The following is a 23296-nucleotide window of genomic DNA, read 5'->3' as shown; positions in this document are numbered from 1 at the left end:
ATCGACCGGGCCACCTACCAGGCCACCATCAGCATCAACATGCTCGCAACCGACCCTTGACACCACCCAGCCCCGCCTAACTGAACGGCGTTGGGTCTAGATCACAGTGCCCGGCTGACCCTTGGCGTCCACGACGGGGCGCCCGGCGGCCTCCCACACCTGCATGCCGCCGGCCACGTTCACGGCGTCGATGCCCTGCTGCACCAGATACGTGGCGACCTGCGCCGAACGCCCGCCCGAGCGGCAGATCACATGGATCTTCCCGTCCTGCGGAGCGGCCTGCGTCAACTCCCCGTACCGGGCGACGAATTCGCTGATCGGAATGTGCAGCGCGCCACCGGCATGGCCCGCCTCCCATTCGTCGTCCTCGCGGACGTCCAGCAGGAAGTCACCGTCCGTGAGATCACCGACCGCGACCGTGGGCACACCAGATCCGAAATGCATGCACCCGACGCTACCCGACGCCCGACCGTACGGTTCAGCCGATCTCCTGGACGAGCCGACTCAGCTCCGCCTCCCGCTCGGCGACCTGGGCGAGAAGCTGCTCGGCGATCTCGTCGAGCAGCGTGTCCGGGTCGTCGGGCGCCATCCGGAGCATCGCGCCGATGGCACTCTCCTCCAGTTCGCGGGCGACAACGGCCAGCAGCTCCTTGCGGTGCGACAGCCATTCGAGGCGGGCGTACAGCTCCTCGCTCGGGCTCGGCTGCCGCTCCGGCGGCACGGGTCCGGCGGCCCACTCCTCGGCCAGCTCCCGCAGCAGCGCCTCGTCGCCCCGGGCGTAGGCGGCGTTGACCCGGGCGATGAACTCCTCGCGCCGGTCCCGCTCCTTGTCGTCCTGGGCCAGGTCCGGGTGCGACTTACGGGCCAGCTCGCGGTAGAGCTTGCGGGCCTCGTCACTGGGGCGCACCCGCTGCGGGGGCCTGACCGGCTGCTCGGTCAGCATGGCCGCGGCCTCCGGCGAGAGCCCGTCGGAGTCCATCCAGTCGTGGAACAGCTCCTCCACGTTGGGCATGGGCATGACCCGGGCGCGCGCCTCGTCCGCCTTGCGCCGGTCCTCGGGGTCCCCGCTACGGGCCGCCTTCGCCTCGGCGATCCGCGCGTCCAGCTCGTCCAGGCGCGCGTACATCGGACCGAGCTTCTGGTGATGCAGACGGGAGAAGTTGTCGACCTCGATACGGAAGGTCTCCACCGCGATCTCGAACTCGATCAACGCCTGCTCGGCGACCCGCACCGCCCGCTCCAACCGCTCCTCGGGCCGGGCTCCACCACTCTGCCCGGCCCCGGCGTCCGCGGTCGGCCCCTCGGGGCCCTCGGTCTCGCTCGGCCCGGCTTCCGAAGTCGTCACCCACCCCACCCTAGGCCACCTGAGGGAACGGTTCCGCCGAGCCGAGGCGAGCCGAGGCGATGCGAAAGAGAACCGAGCACGGAGGGGGCCCCTCCCCCCTCCCTCCCCCTCCCCTCCCTCCCCCTCCCCTCCCTCACCCCCCGCCCAGAGTGACCCGCCCCACCCCGGCATCGCCCCCTCCCCACGCGTCCGCCCCCGGAGGTCCCCTCAGACGCCCAGTTCCGCCCGCACCCTTCCCTCCCGTACCGCCGCGACCAGCGTCGCGTGGTCTGCCTCGGTGCGGTTGGCGTAGGTGACCGCGAATGTCGCCATCGCCTCGTCCAGTTGCTCGTTCTTGCCGCAGTACGCCGCGATCAGACGGGGGTCCGCGCTGTGGGCGTGGGCGCGGGCCAACAGGGCTCCGGTCATCCGACCGTAGTCGTCGAGCTGGTCGGCGGCGAGGGCGGCGGGGTCGACGCTGCCCTTGCGGTTGCGGAACTGGCGTACCTGGAAGGGCCGTTCACCGACCGTGGTCCAGCCGAGCAGGATGTCGCTGACGACCTGCATCCGCTTCTGCCCGAGCACCACGCGCCGGCCCTCGTGCCCCGCGTCCGGGGCGTCGAATCCGGCGGTGGCCAGATGCGGGAGAAGAGCCGATGCGCGGGCCTCCTTCACTTGGAGGACCAGCGGCTCGCCCCGGTGGTCCAGGAGCAGCACCACATACGACCGGGTCCCGACGCTGCCCGTGCCGACCACTCGGAACGCCACGTCCTGGATGCTGTGCCGGGCCAGCAGCGGGAGGCGGTCCTCCGAGAGCGTGTCGACGTAGTCACCGAGGGCCGCCGCGACCGATGCCGCCTCGGCGTCCGGTATGCGGCGCAGCACCGGTGACGCGTCGACGAACCGGCGACCGCCGCCCTCGACGGCCTCCGTCGATTTCGCCGCGAACCGGCCGCTGGTGTTGTTACGGGCCTTCTCCGCGACCCGGTCCAGGGTGCCGAGGAGGTCGTGCGCGTCGGTGTGCGAGACGAGTTCCTCGTCGGCGATGGCGTTCCATGCGTCGAGGACCGGCAGTTTCGCGAGCAGGCGCATGGTGCGGCGGTAGGCGCCGGCCGCGTCGAAGGCCGCCTTGCGACAGGTGTCCTCGTCGGCGCCCGTCTCCCGCCCGGCGAGGACGAGTGAGGCCGCCAGCCGCTTGACGTCCCACTCCCACGGTCCGTGCACGGTCTCGTCGAAGTCGTTGAGGTCGATGACCAGGCCGCCGCGCGGGTCGCCGTACAGCCCGAAGTTCGCCGCGTGGGCGTCGCCGCATATCTGGGCGCCGACTCCCGTGACGGGGGTGCGCGCCAGGTCGTACGCCATGAGCCCCGCTGAGCCGCGCAGGAAGGCGAAGGGGGTGGCGGCCATTCTGCCGACCCGTATCGGTGTGAGTTCCGTCAGCCGGCCCCGGTTGGACTCCTCGACGGCCGCCACGGCGTCGGGCCGGGCACCGTCCACGGTGAGCGCGGCATGCGCACTACGCGGTACCCGCTCACGCAGCGCCCTGCCCTCGTCCTTGACCGAGCCGCCGCCCCACACCGAACCACCCCCCGGCGAACCGTCCGAGCCTCCCGGCACCGCGGCGCCGTGAGCGAACCCACGCACCCTCGGCAACCGCCCCGACCCCGCGGTCCCTCCGACCCCCGCAGTCACTCCGGTCCTGACGACGGACCCCGCTCCTCCAACCAAGCCCGTCCCCACCGCACCCTCGGACACCCCGAACGCCTCCCCCGCAGCCGGTACGAACCCCTGCCGGCATCCGTACCCGATGAACATCAACTGGCCACGACCGTACCGCCGCCCACGAATCGGCGTCAGGCCCTGTGGACAAGCCTTGACCTGTGGAAAACCCGTTCACCCACCCGTGGTGACGACGGACCTAACACCCCGTGCCGCCCACGCCTCCAGGAACCCCAGGACCCCCCGGGCCCCCAGCGCCCCCACTGCTCCCAGCGCCCCCGTCGCCCCCGTCGCCCCGCAACTGCGCGGAACAAGCCTCGTTCTCCCCCGGCAGATGCTCCTCGGCCCACTGTCCGAGTTCCTTGAGGGCGGGCCCCAGGGCCGCGCCGGCCTCGGTCAGCCGGTAGGACACCCGCAACGGAGGGCCCTCGACGACCTCGCGTACGACGAGGCCGGCCGCGCCGAGTTCGGTGAGGCGGTCCGACAGCATGCGTTCGCTGATGCCCGGAATGGCACGGCGCAGATCGGCGAAGTGCACTGGCTGTCCGATGAGGACGGCGACGATCAGGCCGGTCCAGCGCTTGCCGAGCAGCGCGAAGACACGGGTCATGCCGACATCGACCTGTGTGCAGGCCTCTTCGCCGTGCGTTTCCGGGGTCCCCATGCCCCACAGGGTACTGCCCGCCAGGGATGGGGTGAAGAAAAGTAAGTAGCTGTGCTAAGAATAGCTACGAAGGAAATAACTCCCGCCTACTCGTCCCGGAGATCACGATGGCCACCCTCCTGCACCTGGACTCGTCCCTCTTCCCGGAGTCCGCTTCCGCTTCCCGCGCCGTGACGTCCACGTTCCGTAGCGCGTGGGAGGCCCAGCACCCCGAGGGCACGGTGCTCTACCGCGACCTCTCGGCGGATCCGGTTCCGCATCTGGACGGGCTCGCGGCCTCCGCCGGGTTCGCGGATCCGACCACGCACAGCCCCGAGCAGGCCGCCGCGTTCGCGCAACGCGTCGCGCTGATCGAGGAGTTGGAGCGCGCGGACGCCCTGCTGATCGGCGCGCCGATGTACAACTTCTCCATCCCGTCCACGCTGAAGGCATGGCTGGACCAGGTGATCCTGGTGGGCCGCACCGCGGGCCCGACCTCGTCCACGAAGGGCAAGCCCGTCACGGTCGTCGCCAGCCGCGGCGGCTCGTACGCGCCGGGCACCCCCCGCGAGCCCTTCGAATACGTGCAGAACTACCTGCGCGACCTGCTCGGCGAAATGCTCGGCCTCGACGTCGACTTCATCGTCCCGGAGCTGACCCTGGCCCGTACGGCGCCGGCCATGGCGGAACTCATCCCGCTCGCCGACGCCTCCCGCGAGAAGGCCCTGGAGGACGCGGCCACCAAGGCCAAGTCCCTCGCCGCCCGCCTCACCTCGGCCGCGTAGCCACCGACAGGAGTTCCCCGATCCGCACCTGAGAGATACGCCACACCGTCGCCCCCGGCGCGCGGACGCGCACCCTCCGCCAGGCATACGAAAGAGGCCCTCACGGCGAACCGTGAGGGCCTCTTTGCTGGTGCGCGAGGGGGGAGTTGAACCCCCACGCCCTTTCGGGCACTGGAACCTGAATCCAGCGCGTCTGCCTATTCCGCCACCCGCGCATGGGTGCTGTCTTCCGGCCCCCGGCAGGGGGGTGAACGCCGTCCGACATGCAGAAGATTAGCACGGGGGAGACGGTGGATTCACATCCGTATTCAGCACCCCTGACCAGCCAGACCCGCCCCTCACCCCGCCGCCGGACCCGCCCTCGCCCACCCTCGTACCGCCGGAGGTCCCGCCCCCGCACCGCCGCCTGACGCAGCCCCTCCACCACCCCTCCACCACCCCCCTGCCCCACCACAGCCACACCCCCGACCCACCTCCGCCGCACGGAGTCCGCCGTACCGGGAACCCGGCAGGACTGTGAGTAGTTGAGTCATTACGGGACCCGCCACCCCTCGCCCCCTCGCCCTCGCCCCCTCGCCCCGCCACCCCTCCACGGCCCACGACCCCCGACCCCCGACCCGCCCTCCGGACCCGACCCGCCGACCCGGCCCCGACCCACCTCTCCAACCCCCTCCACTACCCCGAGTCCCCCCACCCACCCCCACCCCTCCGTCCCCAACATGTTTCAACCTGGCACCAGCCTCGGCCCGTGGCGCCGGAGTGGGCAGGGGTGTTCTCCAGGTGCGCGACACTGGCTGAGGGCCCCCTCTACGATCCCCTTGTCGGAGAGGTCCGCCCGGCCCGGTGACCAGGCCCCGTAAGGCCAGGTCACGTACAGGTCGCATACAGGTCGCGTTCAGCAGGGGCACGGAAGGATCGAGGGGCCCGCCGCAGGGCATGTCCTGTGAGGGTCGACACTCGTCGGCCGGGCAGACAGGGGGAACCAGCCGATTTACCGGCGCGTGGATACGATCAGTAAGCAGTACCAGGACGGCAACGAAGGAGGAGGTGCCCCATGGGAGTCCTGAAGAAGTTCGAACAGCGCCTCGAAGGTCTGGTCAACGGCACCTTCGCCAAGGTCTTCAAGTCCGAGGTCCAGCCCGTCGAGATCGCCGGCGCGCTCCAGCGCGAGTGCGACAACAACGCGACGATCTGGAACCGCGACCGCACGGTCGTGCCCAACGACTTCATCGTGGAGCTGAGCGCCCCCGACTTCGAGCGGCTGAGCCCGTACTCGGGACAGCTCGGTGACGAACTGTCCGGCATGGTCCGCGACTACGCGAAGCAGCAGCGGTACACCTTCATGGGCCCCATCAAGGTCCATCTGGAGAAGGCCGACGATCTCGACACCGGTCTGTACCGCGTCCGCAGCCGCACCCTCGCGTCCAGCACGTCCCAGCCCGGGGCCGGAGGCGGCCCGGCCGCGCCGCACGCCGCCGCGGGCGCCCCGGGGCGCGGCGCACCCCCGCCCCCCGCGAACCCCGCGCCCCCGGCGCCGGGCCGCGGTGGCTACGGCTATCCCCAGCCCGCGGGCGCGGGCGGCGGCTATCCCGCGCAGCCCGCCGGCGCGCCCCCGATGCCCGCGGCACCGCCCCCCGGCGGCCGGCCGGGCGCCGCGGACCGCCGTCCCGGCGCGGCTCCCGGGCCGCTGCCCGGGGCCCAGGTGCGGCGCTGGGTCGAGATCAACGGCACCCGCCATCAGATCTCCCGCGCGACGCTGGTGCTGGGCCGCAGCACCGACGCCGACGTGCGGATCGACGATCCCGGCGTCTCGCGCCGGCACTGTGAGATCCGGACCGGAACGCCCTCGACGATCCAGGATCTCGGGTCTACCAACGGCATCGTGGTAGACGGGCAGCACACCACCCGCGCTACGCTCCGCGACGGCTCGCGGATCGTCGTGGGCAGCACCACCATCATTTACCGGCAAGCCGAAGGGTGAAGCGGGGGCAATGTCAGAGCTGACCCTGACGGTCATGCGGCTGGGTTTCCTGGCCGTTCTGTGGCTGTTCGTGATCGTGGCCGTCCAGGTCATCCGCAGCGATCTGTTCGGTACGCGTGTCACGCAGCGCGGTTCGCGGCGTGAGAGTCCGCGCCCGCAGCAGAACGCCCGGCAGGCCGCGCCCCCGCAGCAGCGCGGCCAGCAGCAGAGCGGCGGGCGCCAGCGGCGCGGTGCGCCGACGAAGCTGGTCGTGTCCGAAGGCACCCTCACCGGCACCACGGTCGCGCTGCAGGGCCAGACGATCACGCTCGGCCGGGCCCACGATTCGACGATCGTGCTGGACGACGACTACGCGTCCAGTCGGCATGCCAGGATCTATCCGGACCGTGACGGCCAGTGGATCGTCGAGGACCTGGGCTCCACCAACGGCACGTATCTCGACCGGAGCCGTCTGACGACTCCGACACCGATTCCGCTGGGCGCGCCGATCCGCATCGGCAAGACCGTCATCGAGCTGCGGAAGTAGTACGACAATGAGCGAGCGGAGCGAGCGAGCCGACGCGGTCCGTACGACGGACGCCAGCGCGCTCCCGACCGGAGGGTGGGCAGTGTGGCTCGACACGACCGGCTGTACCCGGAGCCGACGGGCGAGGTGCGCATGAGTCTGTCACTGCGCTTCGCCGCCGGATCGCACAAGGGCATGATCCGCGAGGGCAACGAGGACTCGGGCTATGCCGGTCCGCGCCTGCTCGCGATCGCCGACGGCATGGGCGGCCAGGCCGCCGGTGAAGTGGCCAGCTCCGAGGTGATCTCGACCCTCGTGACGCTCGACGACGACGTGCCGGGCTCCGACATCCTCACCTCGCTCGGCACCGCCGTGCAGCGCGCGAACGACCAACTGCGGCTGATGGTCGAGGAGGACCCGCAGCTGGAGGGCATGGGCACGACGCTCACCGCCCTGCTGTGGACCGGGCAGCGCCTCGGCCTCGTCCATGTCGGCGACTCGCGCGCGTATCTGCTGCGCGACGGTGTGCTGACGCAGATCACGCAGGACCACACCTGGGTGCAGCGGCTCGTCGACGAGGGCCGGATCACCGAGGAGGAGGCCACCACGCATCCGCAGCGGTCGCTGCTGATGCGCGCGCTGGGCAGCGGCGACCATGTCGAGCCCGATCTGTCGATCCGTGAAGTCCGCGCGGGCGACCGGTACTTGATCTGTTCCGACGGTCTCTCCGGTGTCGTGTCGCACCAGACGATGGAGGACACCCTCGCGAGCTATCAGGGACCGCAGGAGACCGTGCAGGAGCTGATCCAGCTCGCGCTGCGCGGCGGCGGCCCCGACAACATCACGGTGATCGTCGCCGACGTCCTCGACATCGACAGCGGCGACACGCTCGCCGAGCAGCTGTCGGACACCCCGGTCGTCGTCGGCGCGGTCGCCGAGAACCAGCACCAGTTGCACGACGGCGGCGCCATGCAGACCCCCGCGGGCCGCGCCTCCGGCCTCGGCCGGCCGGTGCCGGGCCAGGGCGGTCAGGGCGGCGCGGGCGGCGGCGAGTTCGGCCCGCCGGACAGCGGCGACCCGGCGGGGTACGCACCCGAGGGGGGCTTCGGCGCGTACGGCGACGACGACTTCGTGAAGCGGGGCGGCGGCCGGAAGTGGCTGAAGCGGTCGTTCTTCGTGGTGCTGGCGCTCGCGGTCGTCGGCGGCGGCCTCTACGGCGGTTACCGCTGGACGCAGACGCAGTATTTCGTCGGCTCCAAGGACGAGCACGTGGCGCTGTACCGCGGGATCAGCCAGGACCTGGCGTGGGTGAGTCTGTCGAAGGTCCAGAAGGACCACCCCGAGATCGAACTCAAGTACCTCCCGCCGTATCAGCGCAAGCAGGTCGAGGCGACGATCGCCGAGGGCGGTCTCGTCGAGGCCAATGACAAGATCGACGAGTTGGCGACGCAGGCGTCGGCGTGCAAGAAGGACGCACAGCGCCGGGCGGCCGAGAGCGAGAACGCCAAGACCGGTGAGGGTCAGGCCGGCGGCACGGAGGGCACGGCGAAGGAGCCGCTGTCCCAGTCCGGTACGGCGAAGCCCGGCACGACCCAGGTGGCGGCGTCGACGCAGCCGACCGCGTCCGGCACCCAGTCCGCGAACAAGTCCAAGACCGCACCCACTCCGACACCCGGCCCCAGCCTCTCCGACGAAGAGCAGAAGCTGGTCTCGCTGTGCGGTAAGCAGTAAGCAGCCGTGAGGGGCCCTGTCACGCCATGAGCAGCACTACCAACACGACGACGCACACCTCGACGATCGGTTCGATCGGCGCGCCCAGCCGCCGTAACACCGAGCTTGCCCTGCTGGTGTTCGCGGTGGTCATCCCCGTGTTCGCCTATGTCAACGTCGGGCTCGCGATCAACGGCGAGGTGCCCACCGGACTGCTGGGGTACGGCATCGGGCTGGGTCTGCTGGCCGGCGTCGGGCATCTCGTGGTGCGCAAGTTCGCGCCGTACGCGGACCCGCTGCTGCTGCCGCTGGCGACGCTGCTCAACGGTCTGGGACTGGTGATCATCTGGCGGCTCGACCAGTCACCGAGACTTCAGCAGCGCGCCGAAAACCTGTTCGGGGCCTTCAGTCCCGACGCGCCGAAGCAGTTGATGTACTCGGCCCTGGGCATCGCGTTCTTCGCTGTGATCCTCATCCTGCTGAAGGACCACCGCATCCTTCAGCGGTACACGTACATCTCGATGGCCGCCGCGCTGATCCTGCTGGTCGCGCCAGTGTTCTTCCCCGCCGTGAACGGCGCCAAGATCTGGATCAAGATCGGCTCCTTCACCATCCAGCCCGGTGAGTTCGCGAAGATCATGATCGCGATCTTCTTCTCGGGCTATCTCATGGTGAAACGGGACGCACTGGCACTGGCCAGCCGCCGCTTCATGGGCCTGTATCTGCCGCGCGGCCGTGACCTGGGCCCGATCATCACCGTGTGGGCGATCAGCCTGCTCATCCTGATCTTCGAGACGGACCTCGGTACGTCCCTGCTGTTCTTCGGGATGTTCGTCGTCGTGCTGTACGTCGCCACCGAGCGGACCAGCTGGATCGTCTTCGGTCTGCTGATGTCGGGGGCCGGCGCGGTCGGTGTCGCCACCTTCGAGCCGCATGTGCAGCAGCGGGTCGACGCCTGGCTGCACCCCTTCTCGCCGGAGGTGATGGGGCAGAGCGACCAGATCGCGCAGTCGCTGATGGCGTTCGGCTCCGGCGGTGTGCTCGGCACGGGGCTCGGTCAGGGCAATTCGGACCTGATCGGCTTCGCGGCCAACTCCGACTTCATCTTCGCCACATTCGGCGAGGAACTGGGGCTCGCCGGTGTGATGGCGATCCTGCTGATCTACGGGCTGATCGTGGAGCGCGGTGTGCGCACGGCGCTCGCCGCCCGCGACCCGTTCGGCAAGCTCCTCGCCGTCGGCCTGTCCGGCGCCTTCGCGATCCAGGTGTTCGTGGTCGCGGGCGGCGTCATGGGTCTGATTCCACTGAGCGGTATGACCATGCCCTTCGTCGCGTACGGCGGTTCCTCCGTGATCGCCAACTGGGCGCTGATCGGCATCCTGATCCGTATCAGTGACACCGCGCGCCGCCCGGCGCCCGCCCCCGCCCCGAGCCCCGACGCCGAGATGACCCAGGTGGTCCGACCGTGAACAAGCCCCTGCGCCGGATCGCGCTCTTCTGCGGCCTGCTCATCCTGACGCTGCTGCTGCGGGACAACTGGGTGCAGTACGTCCAGGCGGACGACCTGCAGAGCAACAAGCACAACCGCCGCGTCACCATCGAGCGGTACGCGCAGCCGCGCGGCGACATCATCGTGGACGGCAAGTCGATCACCGGGTCGAAGAAGACCGACGCCAGCGACTTCGCGTACAAGCGGACGTACAAGAACGGGCCGATGTGGGCGCCCGTGACGGGGTACGCGTCGCAGGCGTTCGGCGCGACGCAGTTGGAGTCCATCGAGGACGGCATCCTCACCGGCAACGACGACCGGCTCTTCTTCCGCCGCACGCTCGACATGATCACGGGCAAGAAGAAGGAAGGCGGCAACGTCGTCACGACGCTCAGCGCCGCGGCGCAGAAGGCCGCGTTCGAGGGGCTCGGCGACAAGAAGGGCGCGGTCGCCGCGATCGATCCGACGACGGGCGCGATCCTGGCGCTGGCGTCGACCCCGTCGTACGACCCGTCGTCGTTCGCCGGGAACTCCACGACGACGGACACCAAGGCGTGGCAGAGCCTGCAGAAGGACAAGGACCCCAACGACCCGATGCTCAACCGGGCGCTGCGGGAGACCTATCCGCCCGGTTCGACGTTCAAGGTGGTCACCGCCGCCGCCGCCCTGGAGCACGGCTTGTACTCGGATGTCGACGCGAAGACGGACTCGCCGCTGCCGTACGACCTGCCGACCACGTCGACCGAGTTGAAGAACGAGGGAAACCTGCCCTGTAAGAACGCCACGCTGCGCGAGGCGCTGCGGGTGTCCTGCAACACCGTCTTCGGCAAGATCGGCGCGGATCTCGGCAAGGACAAGATGCTGGAGACGTCCGAGAAGTTCGGCTTCAACGCGGAGCAGTTCACGCCGGTCCGCTCCAACGCGTCGAACTTCCCGACCACGATGGACCAGCCGCAGACGGCGCTCAGCTCGATCGGCCAGTTCGAGACGGCGGCGACGCCGCTCCAGATGGCGATGGTGGCGTCGGCGATCGCCAATGACGGCACCCTGATGGAGCCGTACATGGTGCGGGAACTCCAGGCGCCGAGCCTGGACGTGATCGAGAAGCACAGCCCGAAGAAGATGAGCGAGCCGCTGAGCAAGGAGAACGCCCAGAAGCTCCAGTCGATCATGGAGACCGTGGTCAAGGAAGGCACCGGAACCAAGGCGCAGATCCCCGGCGTCACCGTCGGAGGAAAGACCGGTACGGCGCAGCACGGCGTCGACAACAGCGAGAAGCCGTACGCGTGGTTCCTGTCCTACGCCAAGACGGGCGACGGTTCGCCGGTCGCGGTCGCCGTGGTCGTCGAGGACGGCAGCGCCAACCGTGACGACATCTCCGGCGGTGGTCTCGCGGCCCCGATCGCGCGGGCCGTGATGCAGGCGGTCATCGACAGCAAGAAGTGACCCCGGTCACGTTCCCTTCACATCGGTGCACGTTGCGATACCGGTCCGGTATCGGGTGACGGTCACGGCCGGAGCAGGTAGGACGAGCCGGGTACGGTATGCCCGGACAGCACACCGCCGGACCGCACGACGGTGCGGTCGGGACCGACGGAGAGGGCTGGAATAGCTATGGAAGAGCCGCGTCGCCTCGGCGGCCGGTACGAGCTGGGCCAGGTGCTCGGCCGCGGTGGCATGGCCGAGGTCTATCTCGCGCACGATACCCGCCTCGGCCGCACCGTAGCCGTGAAGACGCTGCGTGCGGACCTCGCTCGCGACCCGTCGTTCCAGGCCCGGTTCCGCCGTGAGGCCCAGTCGGCCGCCTCGCTCAACCATCCGGCGATCGTCGCGGTCTACGACACCGGCGAGGATTACGTCGACAACATCTCGATCCCGTACATCGTCATGGAGTACGTGGACGGGTCGACGCTGCGTGAGCTGCTGCACTCCGGGCGCAAGCTGCTGCCCGAGCGGGCCATGGAGATGACCATCGGCATCCTCCAGGCCCTGGAGTACTCGCACCGCAACGGGATCGTCCACCGTGACATCAAGCCCGCGAACGTCATGCTGACGCGCACCGGGCAGGTCAAGGTCATGGACTTCGGCATCGCGCGCGCCATGGGCGACGCCGGGATGACCATGACGCAGACATCGGCCGTCATCGGTACCGCGCAGTACCTCTCGCCCGAGCAGGCCAAGGGCGAGCAGGTCGACGCACGGTCCGACCTGTACTCGACGGGCTGCCTGCTGTACGAGCTGCTGACCGTACGGCCGCCCTTCATCGGGGACTCGCCGGTCGCGGTCGCGTACCAGCATGTCCGCGAGGAGGCGCAGCCGCCGAGCGTCTTCGACCCGGAGATCACGCCCGAGATGGACGCGATCGTCCTCAAGGCGCTGGTCAAGGACCCGGACTACCGCTATCAGTCCGCCGACGAGATGCGCGCGGACATCGAGGCGTGCCTCGACGGCCAGCCCGTCGCCGCGACCGCCGCCATGGCGTCCGTCGGCTACGGATACGGCGACGACCAGCCGACGACCGCCATGTCCGCGCAGGGCGGGGGCGGGGCGCCGACGTCCATGCTGCCGCCGATGAACCCGGACGACGGCGGCTACGGCTATGACGACCGGCCCGACCGGCGCCGCCAGAAGAAGAACAACACCTCCACGATCCTGCTGGTCGTGGCGGGTCTGCTGGTCCTGGTGGGCGCCATCCTGATCGGCAAGTGGATCGTCAGCGGCGACAGCAGCGCGGGCGACAGCTTCGACGCGCCGAACTTCGTGGGGCAGACCCTCTCGGACGCCGAGGGGATGGCGGCGAACCGTGAGCTGAAGCTGGAGACCACCAAGAAGCCCTGCGAGGAGCAGCCCAAGGGCAGCGTCTGCGCGCAGGACCCGACGGCCGGTACGCAGGTCAAGAAGAACGACGTGATCACGCTGACCGTGTCGACCGGGGCGCCGAAGGTGGCCGTGCCGAACGTCATCGACATGGACATCGACGAGGCGACGGCCAAGCTGGGGGGCCCCAAGTTCGAGTTCAAGGTCAAGGAGAAGCCGGTCGAGTCCAGCCAGACGCCCGGCACCGTTCTCGACCAGAACCCGAGCCCGAGCACCGAGGTCGAAAAGGGCTCCACGATCACGCTGGACGTGGCCAAGGAGAAGGCGAAGTCCACGGTTCCGGATGTCAAGGGCCAGACCTGTGAGGACGCCAAGAAGCAGCTCCAGGACAACAAGCTGACCGGCACCTGCACCGAGGTCGAGAACAACGACCAGGAGGCCGGCAAGGTCTTCTCGCAGTCCCTGGAGCCGGGCAGCGAGGTCACCCCGGGTTCGGTCGTCAACCTCCAGGTGGCGAAGGCGGGCCCGCAGCAGGTGACCGTACCGACCCTGACCGCTGGTATGTCCCTCAAGGACGTCAAGAAGGCGATCACGGACGCCGGACTCCAGGTCGGCCAGATCAACGGTCCCGGCGACGACAACGCGATCTTCCTCGGGTCCAACCCGCCCTCGGGCACCCAGGTCCCCGCCAACAGCCAGGTCGCCCTCCAGACGATGGCCGGGGGCGGCGGGAACAACGGCAACAACAACGGCGGAGGCGGCGGTGACGGCGGCTTCTTCGGCGGCCAGAACGGCCTGAGCCGCAGGAACTGACCGCGGGGACCGACCCGAACCGGCCAGAGCGTACGGCAGAGCCCCGGCACCCTTCAGAAAGGGTGCCGGGGCTCCGTCGTGTGCTCTGCCGCGTCCTGGCTCAGCCCAGTTCCTTCGGCGGGGTGCGCTCGCTGTCGACCTTCTCCGTGCGCTCCAGCTCGCCCCAGACCACATAGCGGTACGTGGACGTGTAGATCGGCGTGCAGGTGGTGAGCGTGATGTAGCGGCCGGCCTTCTTGGCGCCGGACTCCTTCGGGATCGGCTGGAGCACCTTCACGTTGTACTTCGAGGTCGACGGAAGGATCGCGTACACCTTGTACACGTACCAGGTGTCCTTCGACTCGAAGACGATCGGGTCACCCTTCTTGATCTTGTGGATGTTGTGGAACTTGGCGCCGTGCCCGTCGCGGTGCGCGGCGAGCGTGAAGTTGCCCTTGGCGTCCTGCGGCAGCGCGGACTTGACGGGGTCGGTGTAGTAGCCGGCTACGCCGTCGTTGAGGATCTTCGACGTGGTGCCCTTCTCGACCAGCACCTCGCCCTTGACCATCGACGGGACGTGCAGGAAGCCGATGCCGTCCTTGGTGTCCAGGGCGCCGGGACCGCTGTCCGCCCAGTTGTCCCGTACCTTGCTGCCCTGTTTGTCGGCCGCGCGGTCCGCGACGACGTTCGTCCACCACAGCGAGTAGACGACGAACAGGCCGAGCACCAGGCCCGCGGTGATGAGGAGTTCACCGAAGACGCTGACCGCCATGGCCACCCGGCCGCGCCCCCGGCGCCTCGGTGCGGACGGGGGCGTGTCGGTCCGCTCGTCGTGGTCGGTCGTCGCTGCCACTGCATCTGCCTTGTCTGCTCTGTCTGCCCTGTGCGGCTGTTCTGCTGCGGCCGGATGTTCTGGTGCGGCCGGATGGTCCGGTAGGTCCGGTGGGTCCCGCCGGTTCGGGGTGGCGTCGGGTGGGTCAGCCGACGAGCGCATCCGGTTTCCCCTTGTCACGCGGCCGTTCCTCGACCATCTTGCCCCAGACGATCATCCGGTACTTGCTGGTGAATTCGGGGGTGCATGTGGTGAGCGTGATGTACCGGCCGGGCTTCGTGAAGCCCGATCCCGGCGGGACCGGCCCGATCACACTGGTGTTGCTGGGCGGGGTCTGCGGCAGGATGCTCGCCATCTTGTACACGTAGTACGCGTCCTGCGTCTCCACGACGATCGGGTCGCCGGGCTTGAGGCGGTTGATGTAGCGGAACGGTTCGCCATGGGTGTTGCGGTGCCCGGCGACCGAGAAGTTGCCCGTCTTGGCGTCCGGCATCGCCGTCTTGAGGCTGCCCTCGGCGTAGTGGCCGACCATGCCCCGGTCCAGGACCTTCTGCTTGTCGATGCCCTCGGCGACCGGGACGACGACGTCCAGCTTGGGGATGTGCAGCAGGGCGAAGCCCTGGCCCGGTGCGAAGGTGCCGGGGTTGCGCTTGCCCTTGGCCCAGTCGTCCTGGAGATGGTCGGCGGCGCCGTTGGCCTGCGCCTGGGCGCGGACGTTCGTCCACCACAGCTGGTAGGTGACGAACAGCAGCATCAACAGGCCGACGGAGATGAACAGTTCACCGATCGCGCGGCTCGCCACGACGCCGGCGCCCGGCTTCTGTGCGCGCGCCTGGCGGCGGGCCTCGACGCGGGAGAGCGGGGCGCCCGACTCGGCGGAGGCCGCGGGCTGCGCGGGCGATTCGGTGGCCCGGTGGCCCCCGCCGCCCCGCTTCGCCGCCTTGCGGCGCGCGGCCCGGCCCTCGAAGGGCGGCTCGGGGGCCGGAGTGGCGGACGGCGGCCGAGACGGGTCGGTGAGCGTCCCCTCGGCGGCTATTCGCCGCAGGTCGGAGGTCCGCAAGGCCACGGTCTCGTCGTCCGGGGGCGGCTGATGCGGTTGATAGGCGGGCTCGCGTACGGGATCGGGTACGGGGACAGCTACGGGTACGGGATCGGGTTGGGGTACGGGTACGGGTTCCCGTGCGGGCGCGGGCGCCGGAGGCGCCTGTGGATACGCGGACTCGGGCGCCGCCTCTGTCCCGTACCAGTGGCCCGGCAGCGGGTCGCTCAGCGGATCCGCGAGCCCCTGCACCGCCGCCTCGAACGCGCCCGGCACCTCGTACGGCTCCTGCCCGTACGAGGTCCCGTACTCCCCGGACTCTCCGAATCCGGAGCCGGAGTCGCGCTCGGGGCGCACTGCGGTCACGCCGTGGCCCTGCCCACCACCGGGGCGAGCCCCGCCGACCGCCCCACCGCGCCGGTGTCCCCGCACTCCACGAGCCAGTTGGCCAGCATCCGGTGGCCGTGCTCGGTCAGGACCGACTCGGGATGGAACTGGACGCCCTCGACAGCGAGTTCACGGTGGCGCAGCCCCATGATGATGCCGTCGTGCGTACGGGCCGTGACCTCCAGCTCGGCCGGGACGGTGGCCGGCTCGGCGGCCAGCGAGTGGTAACGGGTCGCGGTGAACGGTGACGGCAGCCCGGCGAAGACGCCCTTGCCGCCGTGCTCGACCAGCGAGGTCTTGCCGTGCAGCAGCTCCGGCGCCCGGTCGACGACGCCGCCGTACGCCACCGCCATCGACTGCATGCCGAGACAGACACCGAAGACGGGCACCCCGGTCGCGGCGCAGTGCCGGACCATGTCGACGCAGACACCGGCCTGTTCGGGAGTCCCGGGCCCCGGCGACAGCAGCACGCCGTCGAAACCGTCCTGGGCGTGCGCCGTGGACACCTCGTCGTTGCGCAGCACCTCGCACTCGGCGCCGAGCTGGTACAGGTACTGCACGAGGTTGAAGACGAAGCTGTCGTAGTTGTCCACGACGAGAATGCGCGCGCTGCTCACGGCTCGGATGGCGCTCACGGGCTGGGTGCTCACGGGGTGGCCGACCTTCCCTCGTCGACGGTCACGTCATTGAAGGGAAGCAGCGGCTCCGCCCACGGGAACACGTACTGGAAGAGCGCATAGACGACCGCGAGAACGAGGATCAGCGACAGAAGCGCCTTCACCCACGCATTGCCCGGCAGATGCCGCCAGATCCAGCCGTACATGCCGTCCCTACTTGCCGTCGAGGATGTGTGCGTCCCCAGACTAGGGCCTGTCCGGCGGGTCAGGTCGGAGGAATGCAACGGCGACCTCCCGGTACTGGTGAGCGGGGTGTGGTGCGTGCAGTTGCAAGGCGGTGCGGGGCAAAGGGCCGGATCGGTCTGCGCAAAGCACCGGCCCGAACCTGTCTCAGCGTCGCAGCGCCGGCGGTTTCCCTTGCTCCACGGGCCGGGTGGAGTCCAGATGGGCCCAGACGATCAGCCGGTGGCTGTGCCCCCACTCCGGTTCGCAGGTGGTGAGGGTGAGATAGCGCCCGGGACCGCTGTATCCCGAGGCGCGCGGCACGGGATCGATGACGGCGACATCGGTGGGCAGCGTCTTGTAGGGCCCCTTGTCGATCCGGTACGTGAACCAGGTCGTGCCGTCGGTCAGGACGACCGCGTCGCCTCGGCGCAACCGCGGGAAGTCCTTGAAGGGGTCGCCGTAGGTGCGGCGGTGCCCGGCGACCGCGAAATTGCCCTCCTGGCCGAGCTGGGCGGTGCCCGAGTAGTGGCCGAGGCCCTTCTTCAGGGTGTCGGTCGCGGTGCCCTGGAGCACGGGCTTGTTCCACGTGAAACCAAGCCGCGGGATGTACATGACGGCGAAGGGCTTGCCGTTCTCGTAGGGCGCGGGTTTCGCGGGTTTCGCGGCCTTGGGCGATGGGGCGGGGTCGGCGCCCCCGGACTTGCTGTCAGCCGGAGCGGTGGGGTCGGTGGGCGGGGTGTCCGTCGGCCCGGGGGGCGGCTGCGTGGGGAGCGCGCCCTGCGCCCAGCTGTCCTGGAGCCGGGAGATCTGCTCGTCCATGGCGCCGTCGGCCTTCACACCCGTCCAGAACAGGACGTAGACGACGAACAGGACAATCACGGCGCCGACGGTGATGCACAGTTCGCTGAACGTCCTGACGACCACCCGCACCGACACCGTCGCCCCTCCCGGACTAGGTCTAGCCGACAGGCTCCGCCTGATGGAGATCCACTGTGCCCGAGTAGCCGGGAAGAGTCACCGCCCCGTCGTCCTCCACTTTCCAGCCGAGGCCGTAGGCGTTCACGTACAGCATGTAGTTCTGGATCTCGGGGGACGAGGTGAGCGCCTTCTTGAGCCGTCCCGGATCCCCTATGGCGGTGATCGTGTACGGCGGCGAGTAGACGCGGCCCTGGAGGATCAGGGTGTTGCCGACGCAGCGGACGGCGCTGGTGGAGATCAGCCGCTGGTCCATCACCTTGATGCCCTCGGCGCCGCCGTGCCACAGGGCGTTCACGACGGCCTGGAGGTCCTGCTGGTGGATGACCAGGTCGTTGGGCTGGGGCTCGGGGTAGCCGGGGAGCTTGGCGGTGGCGTCGGGCGGGGCGTCGTTCAGGGTCACGGAGACGGCGTCGCCGGTGAGCTTGCGGGTGCCGGCCCGCCTCTCCAGCTCGGTGAGCCGGTCCCCCTCGGCCTTGGTGCCGGTGTCCTGCCGCCCCACGAGTGAGTCGACGTCCTGACGCAGGGCCCCGTTCGACTCCTCCAGGTCGCCGTTCTTGCGGCTGCGCTCCTGGATGAGGTCGGACAGCTTCAGCAGGGAGGCATCCGTCCGGATATTGGTACCTTTGGCCGTGTTGAAGCTGGTGAAGAAGATCAGCCCGGCCAAGGCGAAGACCGCTACGGTGAGCACCCGCACCGGGCGCCAGCGCTTTTTCGGGGCAGGGCTGGTGCCCATGCCGGGGGAGTCGGCAGAATTGCTCAACGTACCCTTACTCCTTACGGCGCCGAGGAAGCACTACGCTAACGGACGCCCGGGGGAGCAGTCGGTTTCCCCCTGTACTTCCCCGTACGCTGCCCCGGAGCCCGCCACAGTTCCCTGCGCGGCCACGCAGCGCATCGACAGGAGAGACCCTCGTGCCGAAGTCACGTATCCGCAAGAAGGCCGATTACACGCCGCCGCCGTCGAAGCAGACGACCACCATCAAGCTGACCAATCGCAGCTGGGTCGCACCGGTCATGCTGGCGATGTTCCTGATCGGCCTGGCCTGGATCGTCGTCTTCTATGTGACGGACGGCAAGCTTCCGCTGGACGCCCTCGGCAACTGGAACATCGTCGTCGGCTTCGGATTCATCGCGGCGGGCTTCGGCGTCTCCACTCAGTGGAAGTAACGGCGCCCAACGCCTGGGTGGACATAGCTCTGCCCCGAGTTATCCGGGGAGTTATCCACAACCCTTGTCCACAGTGGGGAAAAGGTCTGACGATCTGTGGATAACCTCTCGGTGTTGACGCCGGTGTGACTGACCTACCGGGATCCGGACCCCTGTTCGCCCCTTGCCCTTCCTGGGGAAACCCAGGTCAGGGGCGAGGGGCACAGTTGTTCCCCACAGCATGCACAGGTTCGGGTACACGCTGTGGACAACCTCACGCCGAGCACGTCCGAGCAGGCGGGAGCCGCGGTTTCAGGCGAGAGCCGCGGTCCGCAGCACGATCGTCACGATGACGATCAGCAGGACCGCCCCGCAGGTCCCCCACTGCACCAGCGCTCTGCGCTCCCGTGGCGCGTGCACCATGCCGTACGCGACGATCACGCCCGCGATGAGACCGCCGACGTGGGCCTGCCAGGCGATACCGCTCAGGCTGAAGGTGAAGATCAGGTTAATCACCAGCAGGGCGATGACCGGCCGCATGTCGTAGTTGAGCCGGCGGACCAGGACGGCGGTCGCGCCGAAGAGGCCGTAGATCGCGCCGGACGCGCCGAGCGACTGCTCGGACGGCGAGGCGATCAGATAGGTGAGGGCGCTGCCCGCGAGGCCCGACACCATGTACAGCGAGAAGTACCGCACCCGGCCCAGCGCGGCCTCCAGCGGACCGCCCAGCCACCACAGGCTCAGCATGTTGAACGCGATGTGCCACAGCTCCTGGTGCGCGAACATCGACGTCACCAGGCGATACCACTCACCGCCCGCGACACCCTGCGTCGGCGTGAAGGGGGCCGGGGGCCAGGCGCCGATCAGCGTCAGATCCGTGACCAGCCGGCTGTCGGCCTGGATCGCGATGAAGATCGCGACATTGATCAGGATCAGGAGCTTGGTGATCAGCCGGGGGTCACGGGCGATCGTGCCGCCCGCGAGGGTCCGCGGGTGGTTGGCCGCCGGCGCGTGACCCGTGCCCGAGCCGCCGCGCACGCACTCCGGGCACTGGAAGCCGACCGAGGCGCTGACCATGCACTCCGGGCAGATCGGACGCTCGCAGCGGGTGCAGCGCACCCCTGTCTCGCGGTCCGGGTGCCGATAGCAGCCCGGCAGGCCGTGCGCGTCCTGTGGGCCCTGTGTGCCCTGCGGTCCGCCTGGCGCCTGATCCATGGGGGTCCCCTCCATCTCCGTACTGAGGCCCGTCTCCGCACTGTCCCCGCCCCGGGGCCAACGCACCGCCCCGCCCTTCCTGACGGATGGGCGGGGCGGTTTTGTTCCCCGAACGGGGTGCCGCGAGCCTGCTTCCCCTACGGGACGCGGTTCAGCGGGTCTCCACGACGACGGACTCGATCACGATGTCCTTGACGGGACGGTCCGTGCGCGGGTTGGTGTCGGTGTTGATGATGGCGTCCACGACCTTCTTGCTGGCCTCGTCCGCGACCTCGCCGAAGATGGTGTGCTTGCCGGTCAGCCAGGCCGTCGGCGACACCGTGATGAAGAACTGCGAGCCGTTGGTGCCCGGACCGGCGTTCGCCATGGCCAGGAGGTACGGCTTGGTGAAGGCGAGGTCCGGGTGGAACTCGTCCTCGAACTTGTAGCCGGGGCCACCGGTGCCGTTGCCCAGCGGGTCACCGCCCTGGATCATGAATCCGCTGATCACCCGGTGGAAGACCGTGCCGTCGTAGAGGCGGTCGGTGGTCTTCTTGCCGGTCTCCGGGTTGACCCACTCGCGCTCACCGGTGGCAAGCTCGACGAAGTTCTTGACCGTCTTGGGCGCGTGGTTGGGCAGGAGCCTCATCACGATGTCGCCTTGGTTGGTCTTCAGGGTGGCGTAAAGCTGCTCGGCCACGATCTGCCTTCCGTTGTCCTCTGTGAACCCCCCGATCCTCGCACGAGCGCAGGCGCCCGTCGTCCGGCGGCCTCCTCTCGGCATGGTCGGGCATGGTCGCGCGTCATCTCCCGTCCCCCCGCCGTCCCCTCTGACGCCCCTTTGCCGTCCCCTCAGCAGCGGGCCCGCCCTCGTACTCGCCTTCGCCGAACGAGGCGCCGGGACGTCCGATCCGTGGCATCGTCGAAAGCAGGCCTCACCCTTGCGCGCAATTGCCCCGGAATTGACCCGGATGCCCGCCCTCGCATGCCGGGGCGGTGTCCGGCAGGCATGATCCGGAAAAGGGTGGAAAGGTGAACTGTGACTTTTTGGGGCACACCCCCGAACGCCTACGTACGCCACCGAGGAGGAGGTTCCCGTGACCCGCATCGACAGCGTGCGCGCCGCGACCGGTTCGGCGAAGGACAGCGTGCTGCACGCCGCGGAAGTGGTGGCGCCCTACGCCGACACGGCCAAGGACCGGGCCGCGTTCTACGCGCAGGAGGCCCGGCTGCGACTGGCACCCAAGGTCTCGTACGCCGCACAGCAGGCCGCCGAACAGGCCCGCGTGCAGTACGGCGCGTATCTCGCGCCACGGATCGAGCAGGCCCGTACCCATGTTCCGCCGAAGGTCGACCTGGCCGCCCAGGAGGCGGCCGAGCGGACCCGTAGGGCGGCTCGGCAGGCCGCCGAGTACTCGCGTCAGGCCGCGGACTACTCCCGGCCCCACATCGAGCACGTCGTCGCCGCGGCCGGGCCCGTGCGCGACGAGGCCGCGTCCCGCAGCGCCGCCGCGCTGGCCGCGCTGCGGGGGCAGGTGTCGGCCCAGGAGATCCAGCGGCTGATCCGCAGCCATGAGCGCAGGGCTCGGGCCGGGCGTGCCGTCAAGAGGCTCGCCCTGGTCGCACTGCTCGCCGGCGGCGCCTTCGCCGCGTGGAAGTGGTGGGACAAGCAGGCCAACCCGGACTGGCTGGTGGAACCGCCAGCCGCCACGGAGGTCTCCGACGGCGGGGCGCGGCTGAGTTCGGTGGACGGCAGCGGACTCGATCCGGAGGTCGAGGCCAAGCAGGCGGAGGCGGATTCGCCGTCGGACCGGCAGGAGTAGGGACGGTAGGGGCGGTAGCGCGGTAGGGGTGGTAGCGCGGTAGGCGCCCCATCTGCCCCACCTGACGCAACTTGACCCAACTCTGCGAGAAGGCGCTTGAGAGGGCCGGAGGACCCGTAGCGGGTTCCCGGCCCTCTGCGATGTTCCACGTGAAACATTCAGCGGGTGCGGACGGTCCCTCGTGCGGTCGGCGGGTTCAACGGGAGTTCTTGCTGCCCAGGAGCCACAGCAGGTACGGGGCTCCGACCAGCGCCGTCAGCGCGCCCACCGGTATCTCCAGAGGGATGAGCACCGTGCGGGCCGTCAGGTCCGCCGCTGTCAGGGTCAGCGCGCCGGTCAGGGCGGAGGCGGTCAGCGGGAGGTGGGGGGTGCGGGTGAGGCGGCGGGCGAGTTGGGGCGCCGTCAGCGCGACGAAACCGATCGGCCCGGCCGCCCCCGTGGCGCTCGCGGCGAGCACCACGCCGAGCGCGGTCAGGCCGAGCTGGGCCCGCCGCACCCGGAAACCGAGCGCGGTGGCCGTGTCGGCGCCCAGACCGAGCGGGCGCAGCGCACGGGCCGCCCACACCAGGACGGGGAGCGACAGCAGGAGGACGAGGGCCAGCGGACCCGCCTGCTCCCACCCACGGCCGTTCAGGCTGCCCGTCAGCCACAGTTTGACCAGCTCGGCCTGTTCCAGCTCGCTGTCCGTGAGATAGAGCTGTACGACGGCCGACAGCGCGACGCCGACCCCGACACCGGTCAGCACGAACCGGCTCGCGCGCATCCCGCCCCGCCAGGCGACCGCCCACACCAGACCGGCCGCGGCGAGTCCGCCCGCGACGGAGACGAGGGGCAGCGCGTTCGGCGACGCGGTCACCCCGGTCGCGAGGGCGAGCACGGTGGCCGCGGCGGCGCCGTGTCCGACGCCGATGACGTCGGGCGAGGCCAGCGGATTACGGGTCACGGACTGGATCAGCGCGCCGGCGAGCCCGAGTGCGGCGCCCACCAGCGCGCCGAGCACGATCCTCGGCACCCGCAACTCCCCCACGACCAGCCGCTGAGCCCCCTGACCGCCGCGCAGTATCCCGTACACCTCGCCCGGCGTCACCCAGGTCTGCCCGGCGCACGCGGACAGGATCGCGGTGGCGGCCAGGAGCAGGAACAGCACCAGGGCGACGACGGCGGAACGGCGGTGCCAGAGGACGGAGAAGCGGCGCCGGGACGACCGGGGGGCGCGCAGGACGCGCAGCCCGGCGGACCGGGGGTAGGTGGTCCGGGTACGGGAACCCCTCGCGCCGGAATCCCGCATGG

General features: G+C 69.8%; 21 protein-coding genes, 1 tRNA gene and 1 pseudogene. 9 read left to right on the top strand and 14 right to left on the bottom strand.

Going from position 1 to position 23296, the window contains the following annotated elements; all coding sequences use genetic code 11:
• Window positions 1-96 precede the first annotated feature (96 nt).
• From ACIQNU_RS29040 to ACIQNU_RS29025, 4 genes and pseudogenes are all read right to left on the bottom strand, one after another.
• Window positions 97-426: a rhodanese-like domain-containing protein gene (locus ACIQNU_RS29040; RefSeq protein ID WP_401372090.1), complete on the bottom strand. Its 330-nt coding sequence runs from the start codon at window positions 424-426 to the stop codon at window positions 97-99.
• A 52-nt stretch (window positions 427-478) separates the two neighbouring features.
• Window positions 479-1345, bottom strand: coding sequence for a hypothetical protein (locus ACIQNU_RS29035; RefSeq protein ID WP_401372060.1), 867 nt, complete (start codon window positions 1343-1345; stop codon window positions 479-481).
• A 207-nt stretch (window positions 1346-1552) separates the two neighbouring features.
• Window positions 1553-3139 carry a DUF2252 domain-containing protein gene (locus ACIQNU_RS29030; protein ID WP_401372058.1) on the bottom strand — a complete coding sequence of 529 codons (1587 nt, stop codon included), beginning with the start codon at window positions 3137-3139 and terminating at the stop codon, window positions 1553-1555.
• A 229-nt stretch (window positions 3140-3368) separates the two neighbouring features.
• Window positions 3369-3707: pseudogene (locus tag ACIQNU_RS29025) on the bottom strand (winged helix-turn-helix transcriptional regulator); the annotation flags it as partial.
• A 107-nt stretch (window positions 3708-3814) separates the two neighbouring features.
• Here ACIQNU_RS29025 and ACIQNU_RS29020 point away from each other — a divergent pair.
• Entirely contained in the window at window positions 3815-4471 is a 657-nt protein-coding gene (locus ACIQNU_RS29020) for an FMN-dependent NADH-azoreductase (RefSeq protein WP_401372057.1), read from the top strand.
• A 128-nt stretch (window positions 4472-4599) separates the two neighbouring features.
• Here the strand turns inward: ACIQNU_RS29020 and ACIQNU_RS29015 are convergent.
• A tRNA-Leu gene (locus ACIQNU_RS29015) sits at window positions 4600-4686 on the bottom strand.
• 839 nt (window positions 4687-5525) lie between these two features.
• Here ACIQNU_RS29015 and ACIQNU_RS29010 point away from each other — a divergent pair.
• The 6 genes from ACIQNU_RS29010 (at window position 5526) to pknB (ending at window position 13786) form a co-directional block, all read left to right on the top strand.
• On the top strand, window positions 5526-6452 hold the full coding sequence (locus tag ACIQNU_RS29010; protein ID WP_401372055.1) for an FhaA domain-containing protein: 927 nt from the start codon (window positions 5526-5528) through the stop codon (window positions 6450-6452).
• Window positions 6453-6462: 10 nt separating this feature from the next.
• Window positions 6463-6978 carry an FHA domain-containing protein gene (locus ACIQNU_RS29005; protein ID WP_401372053.1) on the top strand — a complete coding sequence of 172 codons (516 nt, stop codon included), beginning with the start codon at window positions 6463-6465 and terminating at the stop codon, window positions 6976-6978.
• A gap of 132 nt (window positions 6979-7110) precedes the next feature.
• Entirely contained in the window at window positions 7111-8688 is a 1578-nt protein-coding gene (locus tag ACIQNU_RS29000; RefSeq protein WP_401372088.1) for a Stp1/IreP family PP2C-type Ser/Thr phosphatase, read from the top strand.
• A gap of 26 nt (window positions 8689-8714) precedes the next feature.
• Window positions 8715-10136, top strand: a complete 1422-nt coding sequence (locus ACIQNU_RS28995) for an FtsW/RodA/SpoVE family cell cycle protein (protein ID WP_401372051.1) — start codon at window positions 8715-8717, stop codon at window positions 10134-10136.
• The gene (locus tag ACIQNU_RS28990) at window positions 10133-11602 is read left to right on the top strand and encodes a peptidoglycan D,D-transpeptidase FtsI family protein (RefSeq protein WP_401372049.1); all 1470 of its coding nucleotides are present in this window, start codon (window positions 10133-10135) and stop codon (window positions 11600-11602) included. The genes ACIQNU_RS28995 and ACIQNU_RS28990 overlap by 4 nt, the downstream gene beginning before the upstream one ends.
• Window positions 11603-11770: 168 nt before the next feature.
• Window positions 11771-13786, top strand: a complete 2016-nt coding sequence (pknB, locus tag ACIQNU_RS28985) for a Stk1 family PASTA domain-containing Ser/Thr kinase (RefSeq protein WP_401372048.1) — start codon at window positions 11771-11773, stop codon at window positions 13784-13786.
• 100 nt (window positions 13787-13886) lie between these two features.
• Here the strand turns inward: pknB and ACIQNU_RS28980 are convergent, their stop codons facing one another.
• The 6 genes from ACIQNU_RS28980 to ACIQNU_RS28955 all read right to left on the bottom strand — a co-directional run bounded on the left by ACIQNU_RS28980 (window position 13887) and on the right by ACIQNU_RS28955 (window position 18603).
• On the bottom strand, window positions 13887-14618 hold the full coding sequence (locus ACIQNU_RS28980; RefSeq protein WP_401372047.1) for a class E sortase: 732 nt from the start codon (window positions 14616-14618) through the stop codon (window positions 13887-13889).
• Window positions 14619-14742: 124 nt separating this feature from the next.
• On the bottom strand, window positions 14743-16002 hold the full coding sequence (locus ACIQNU_RS28975) for a class E sortase (protein ID WP_401372045.1): 1260 nt from the start codon (window positions 16000-16002) through the stop codon (window positions 14743-14745).
• Complete coding sequence (locus ACIQNU_RS28970) at window positions 15999-16640, bottom strand: aminodeoxychorismate/anthranilate synthase component II (protein ID WP_401372086.1); 642 nt, start codon at window positions 16638-16640, stop codon at window positions 15999-16001. Before ACIQNU_RS28970 ends, ACIQNU_RS28975 begins: the two co-directional genes overlap by 4 nt.
• A 29-nt stretch (window positions 16641-16669) precedes the next feature.
• Window positions 16670-16846 carry a hypothetical protein gene (locus tag ACIQNU_RS28965; protein WP_401372043.1) on the bottom strand — a complete coding sequence of 59 codons (177 nt, stop codon included), beginning with the start codon at window positions 16844-16846 and terminating at the stop codon, window positions 16670-16672.
• A 184-nt stretch (window positions 16847-17030) separates the two neighbouring features.
• On the bottom strand, window positions 17031-17795 hold the full coding sequence (locus ACIQNU_RS28960) for a class E sortase (RefSeq protein WP_401372084.1): 765 nt from the start codon (window positions 17793-17795) through the stop codon (window positions 17031-17033).
• Window positions 17796-17823: 28 nt separating this feature from the next.
• Window positions 17824-18603 (bottom strand): DUF881 domain-containing protein, encoded by a 780-nt coding sequence (locus ACIQNU_RS28955; protein ID WP_401372041.1) that lies wholly within the window; start codon window positions 18601-18603, stop codon window positions 17824-17826.
• Between the two features lie 152 nt (window positions 18604-18755).
• On the opposite strand from ACIQNU_RS28955, the gene crgA reads away from it, so the two are divergent.
• On the top strand, window positions 18756-19010 hold the full coding sequence (gene crgA / locus ACIQNU_RS28950) for a cell division protein CrgA (protein ID WP_389893509.1): 255 nt from the start codon (window positions 18756-18758) through the stop codon (window positions 19008-19010).
• Between the two features lie 291 nt (window positions 19011-19301).
• On the opposite strand, the gene ACIQNU_RS28945 is transcribed toward crgA, so the two are convergent.
• Together ACIQNU_RS28945 and ACIQNU_RS28940 are read right to left on the bottom strand one after the other, a co-directional pair.
• Complete coding sequence (locus tag ACIQNU_RS28945) at window positions 19302-20204, bottom strand: rhomboid family intramembrane serine protease (protein ID WP_401372039.1); 903 nt, start codon at window positions 20202-20204, stop codon at window positions 19302-19304.
• 151 nt (window positions 20205-20355) lie between these two features.
• A complete protein-coding gene (locus tag ACIQNU_RS28940; protein ID WP_401372038.1) occupies window positions 20356-20883 on the bottom strand; it encodes a peptidylprolyl isomerase in 528 nt (175 codons plus the stop codon).
• A 397-nt stretch (window positions 20884-21280) separates the two neighbouring features.
• Between ACIQNU_RS28940 and ACIQNU_RS28935 the strand changes: the two genes are divergently transcribed.
• On the top strand, window positions 21281-22006 hold the full coding sequence (locus tag ACIQNU_RS28935; RefSeq protein ID WP_401372036.1) for a DUF5324 family protein: 726 nt from the start codon (window positions 21281-21283) through the stop codon (window positions 22004-22006).
• Between the two features lie 196 nt (window positions 22007-22202).
• Here the strand turns inward: ACIQNU_RS28935 and ACIQNU_RS28930 are convergent, their stop codons facing one another.
• Window positions 22203-23294: a FecCD family ABC transporter permease gene (locus ACIQNU_RS28930; RefSeq protein ID WP_401372035.1), complete on the bottom strand. Its 1092-nt coding sequence runs from the start codon at window positions 23292-23294 to the stop codon at window positions 22203-22205.
• Window positions 23295-23296: the final 2 nt, after the last annotated feature.

Origin of the sequence: Streptomyces sp. NPDC091292 (genome assembly GCF_044757265.1) — a bacterium.
Lineage (GTDB): Bacteria > Actinomycetota > Actinomycetes > Streptomycetales > Streptomycetaceae > Streptomyces.
The sequence above is the reverse complement of the archived record's forward strand: the minus strand, read 5'-3'. Positions and strand labels throughout refer to the sequence as shown.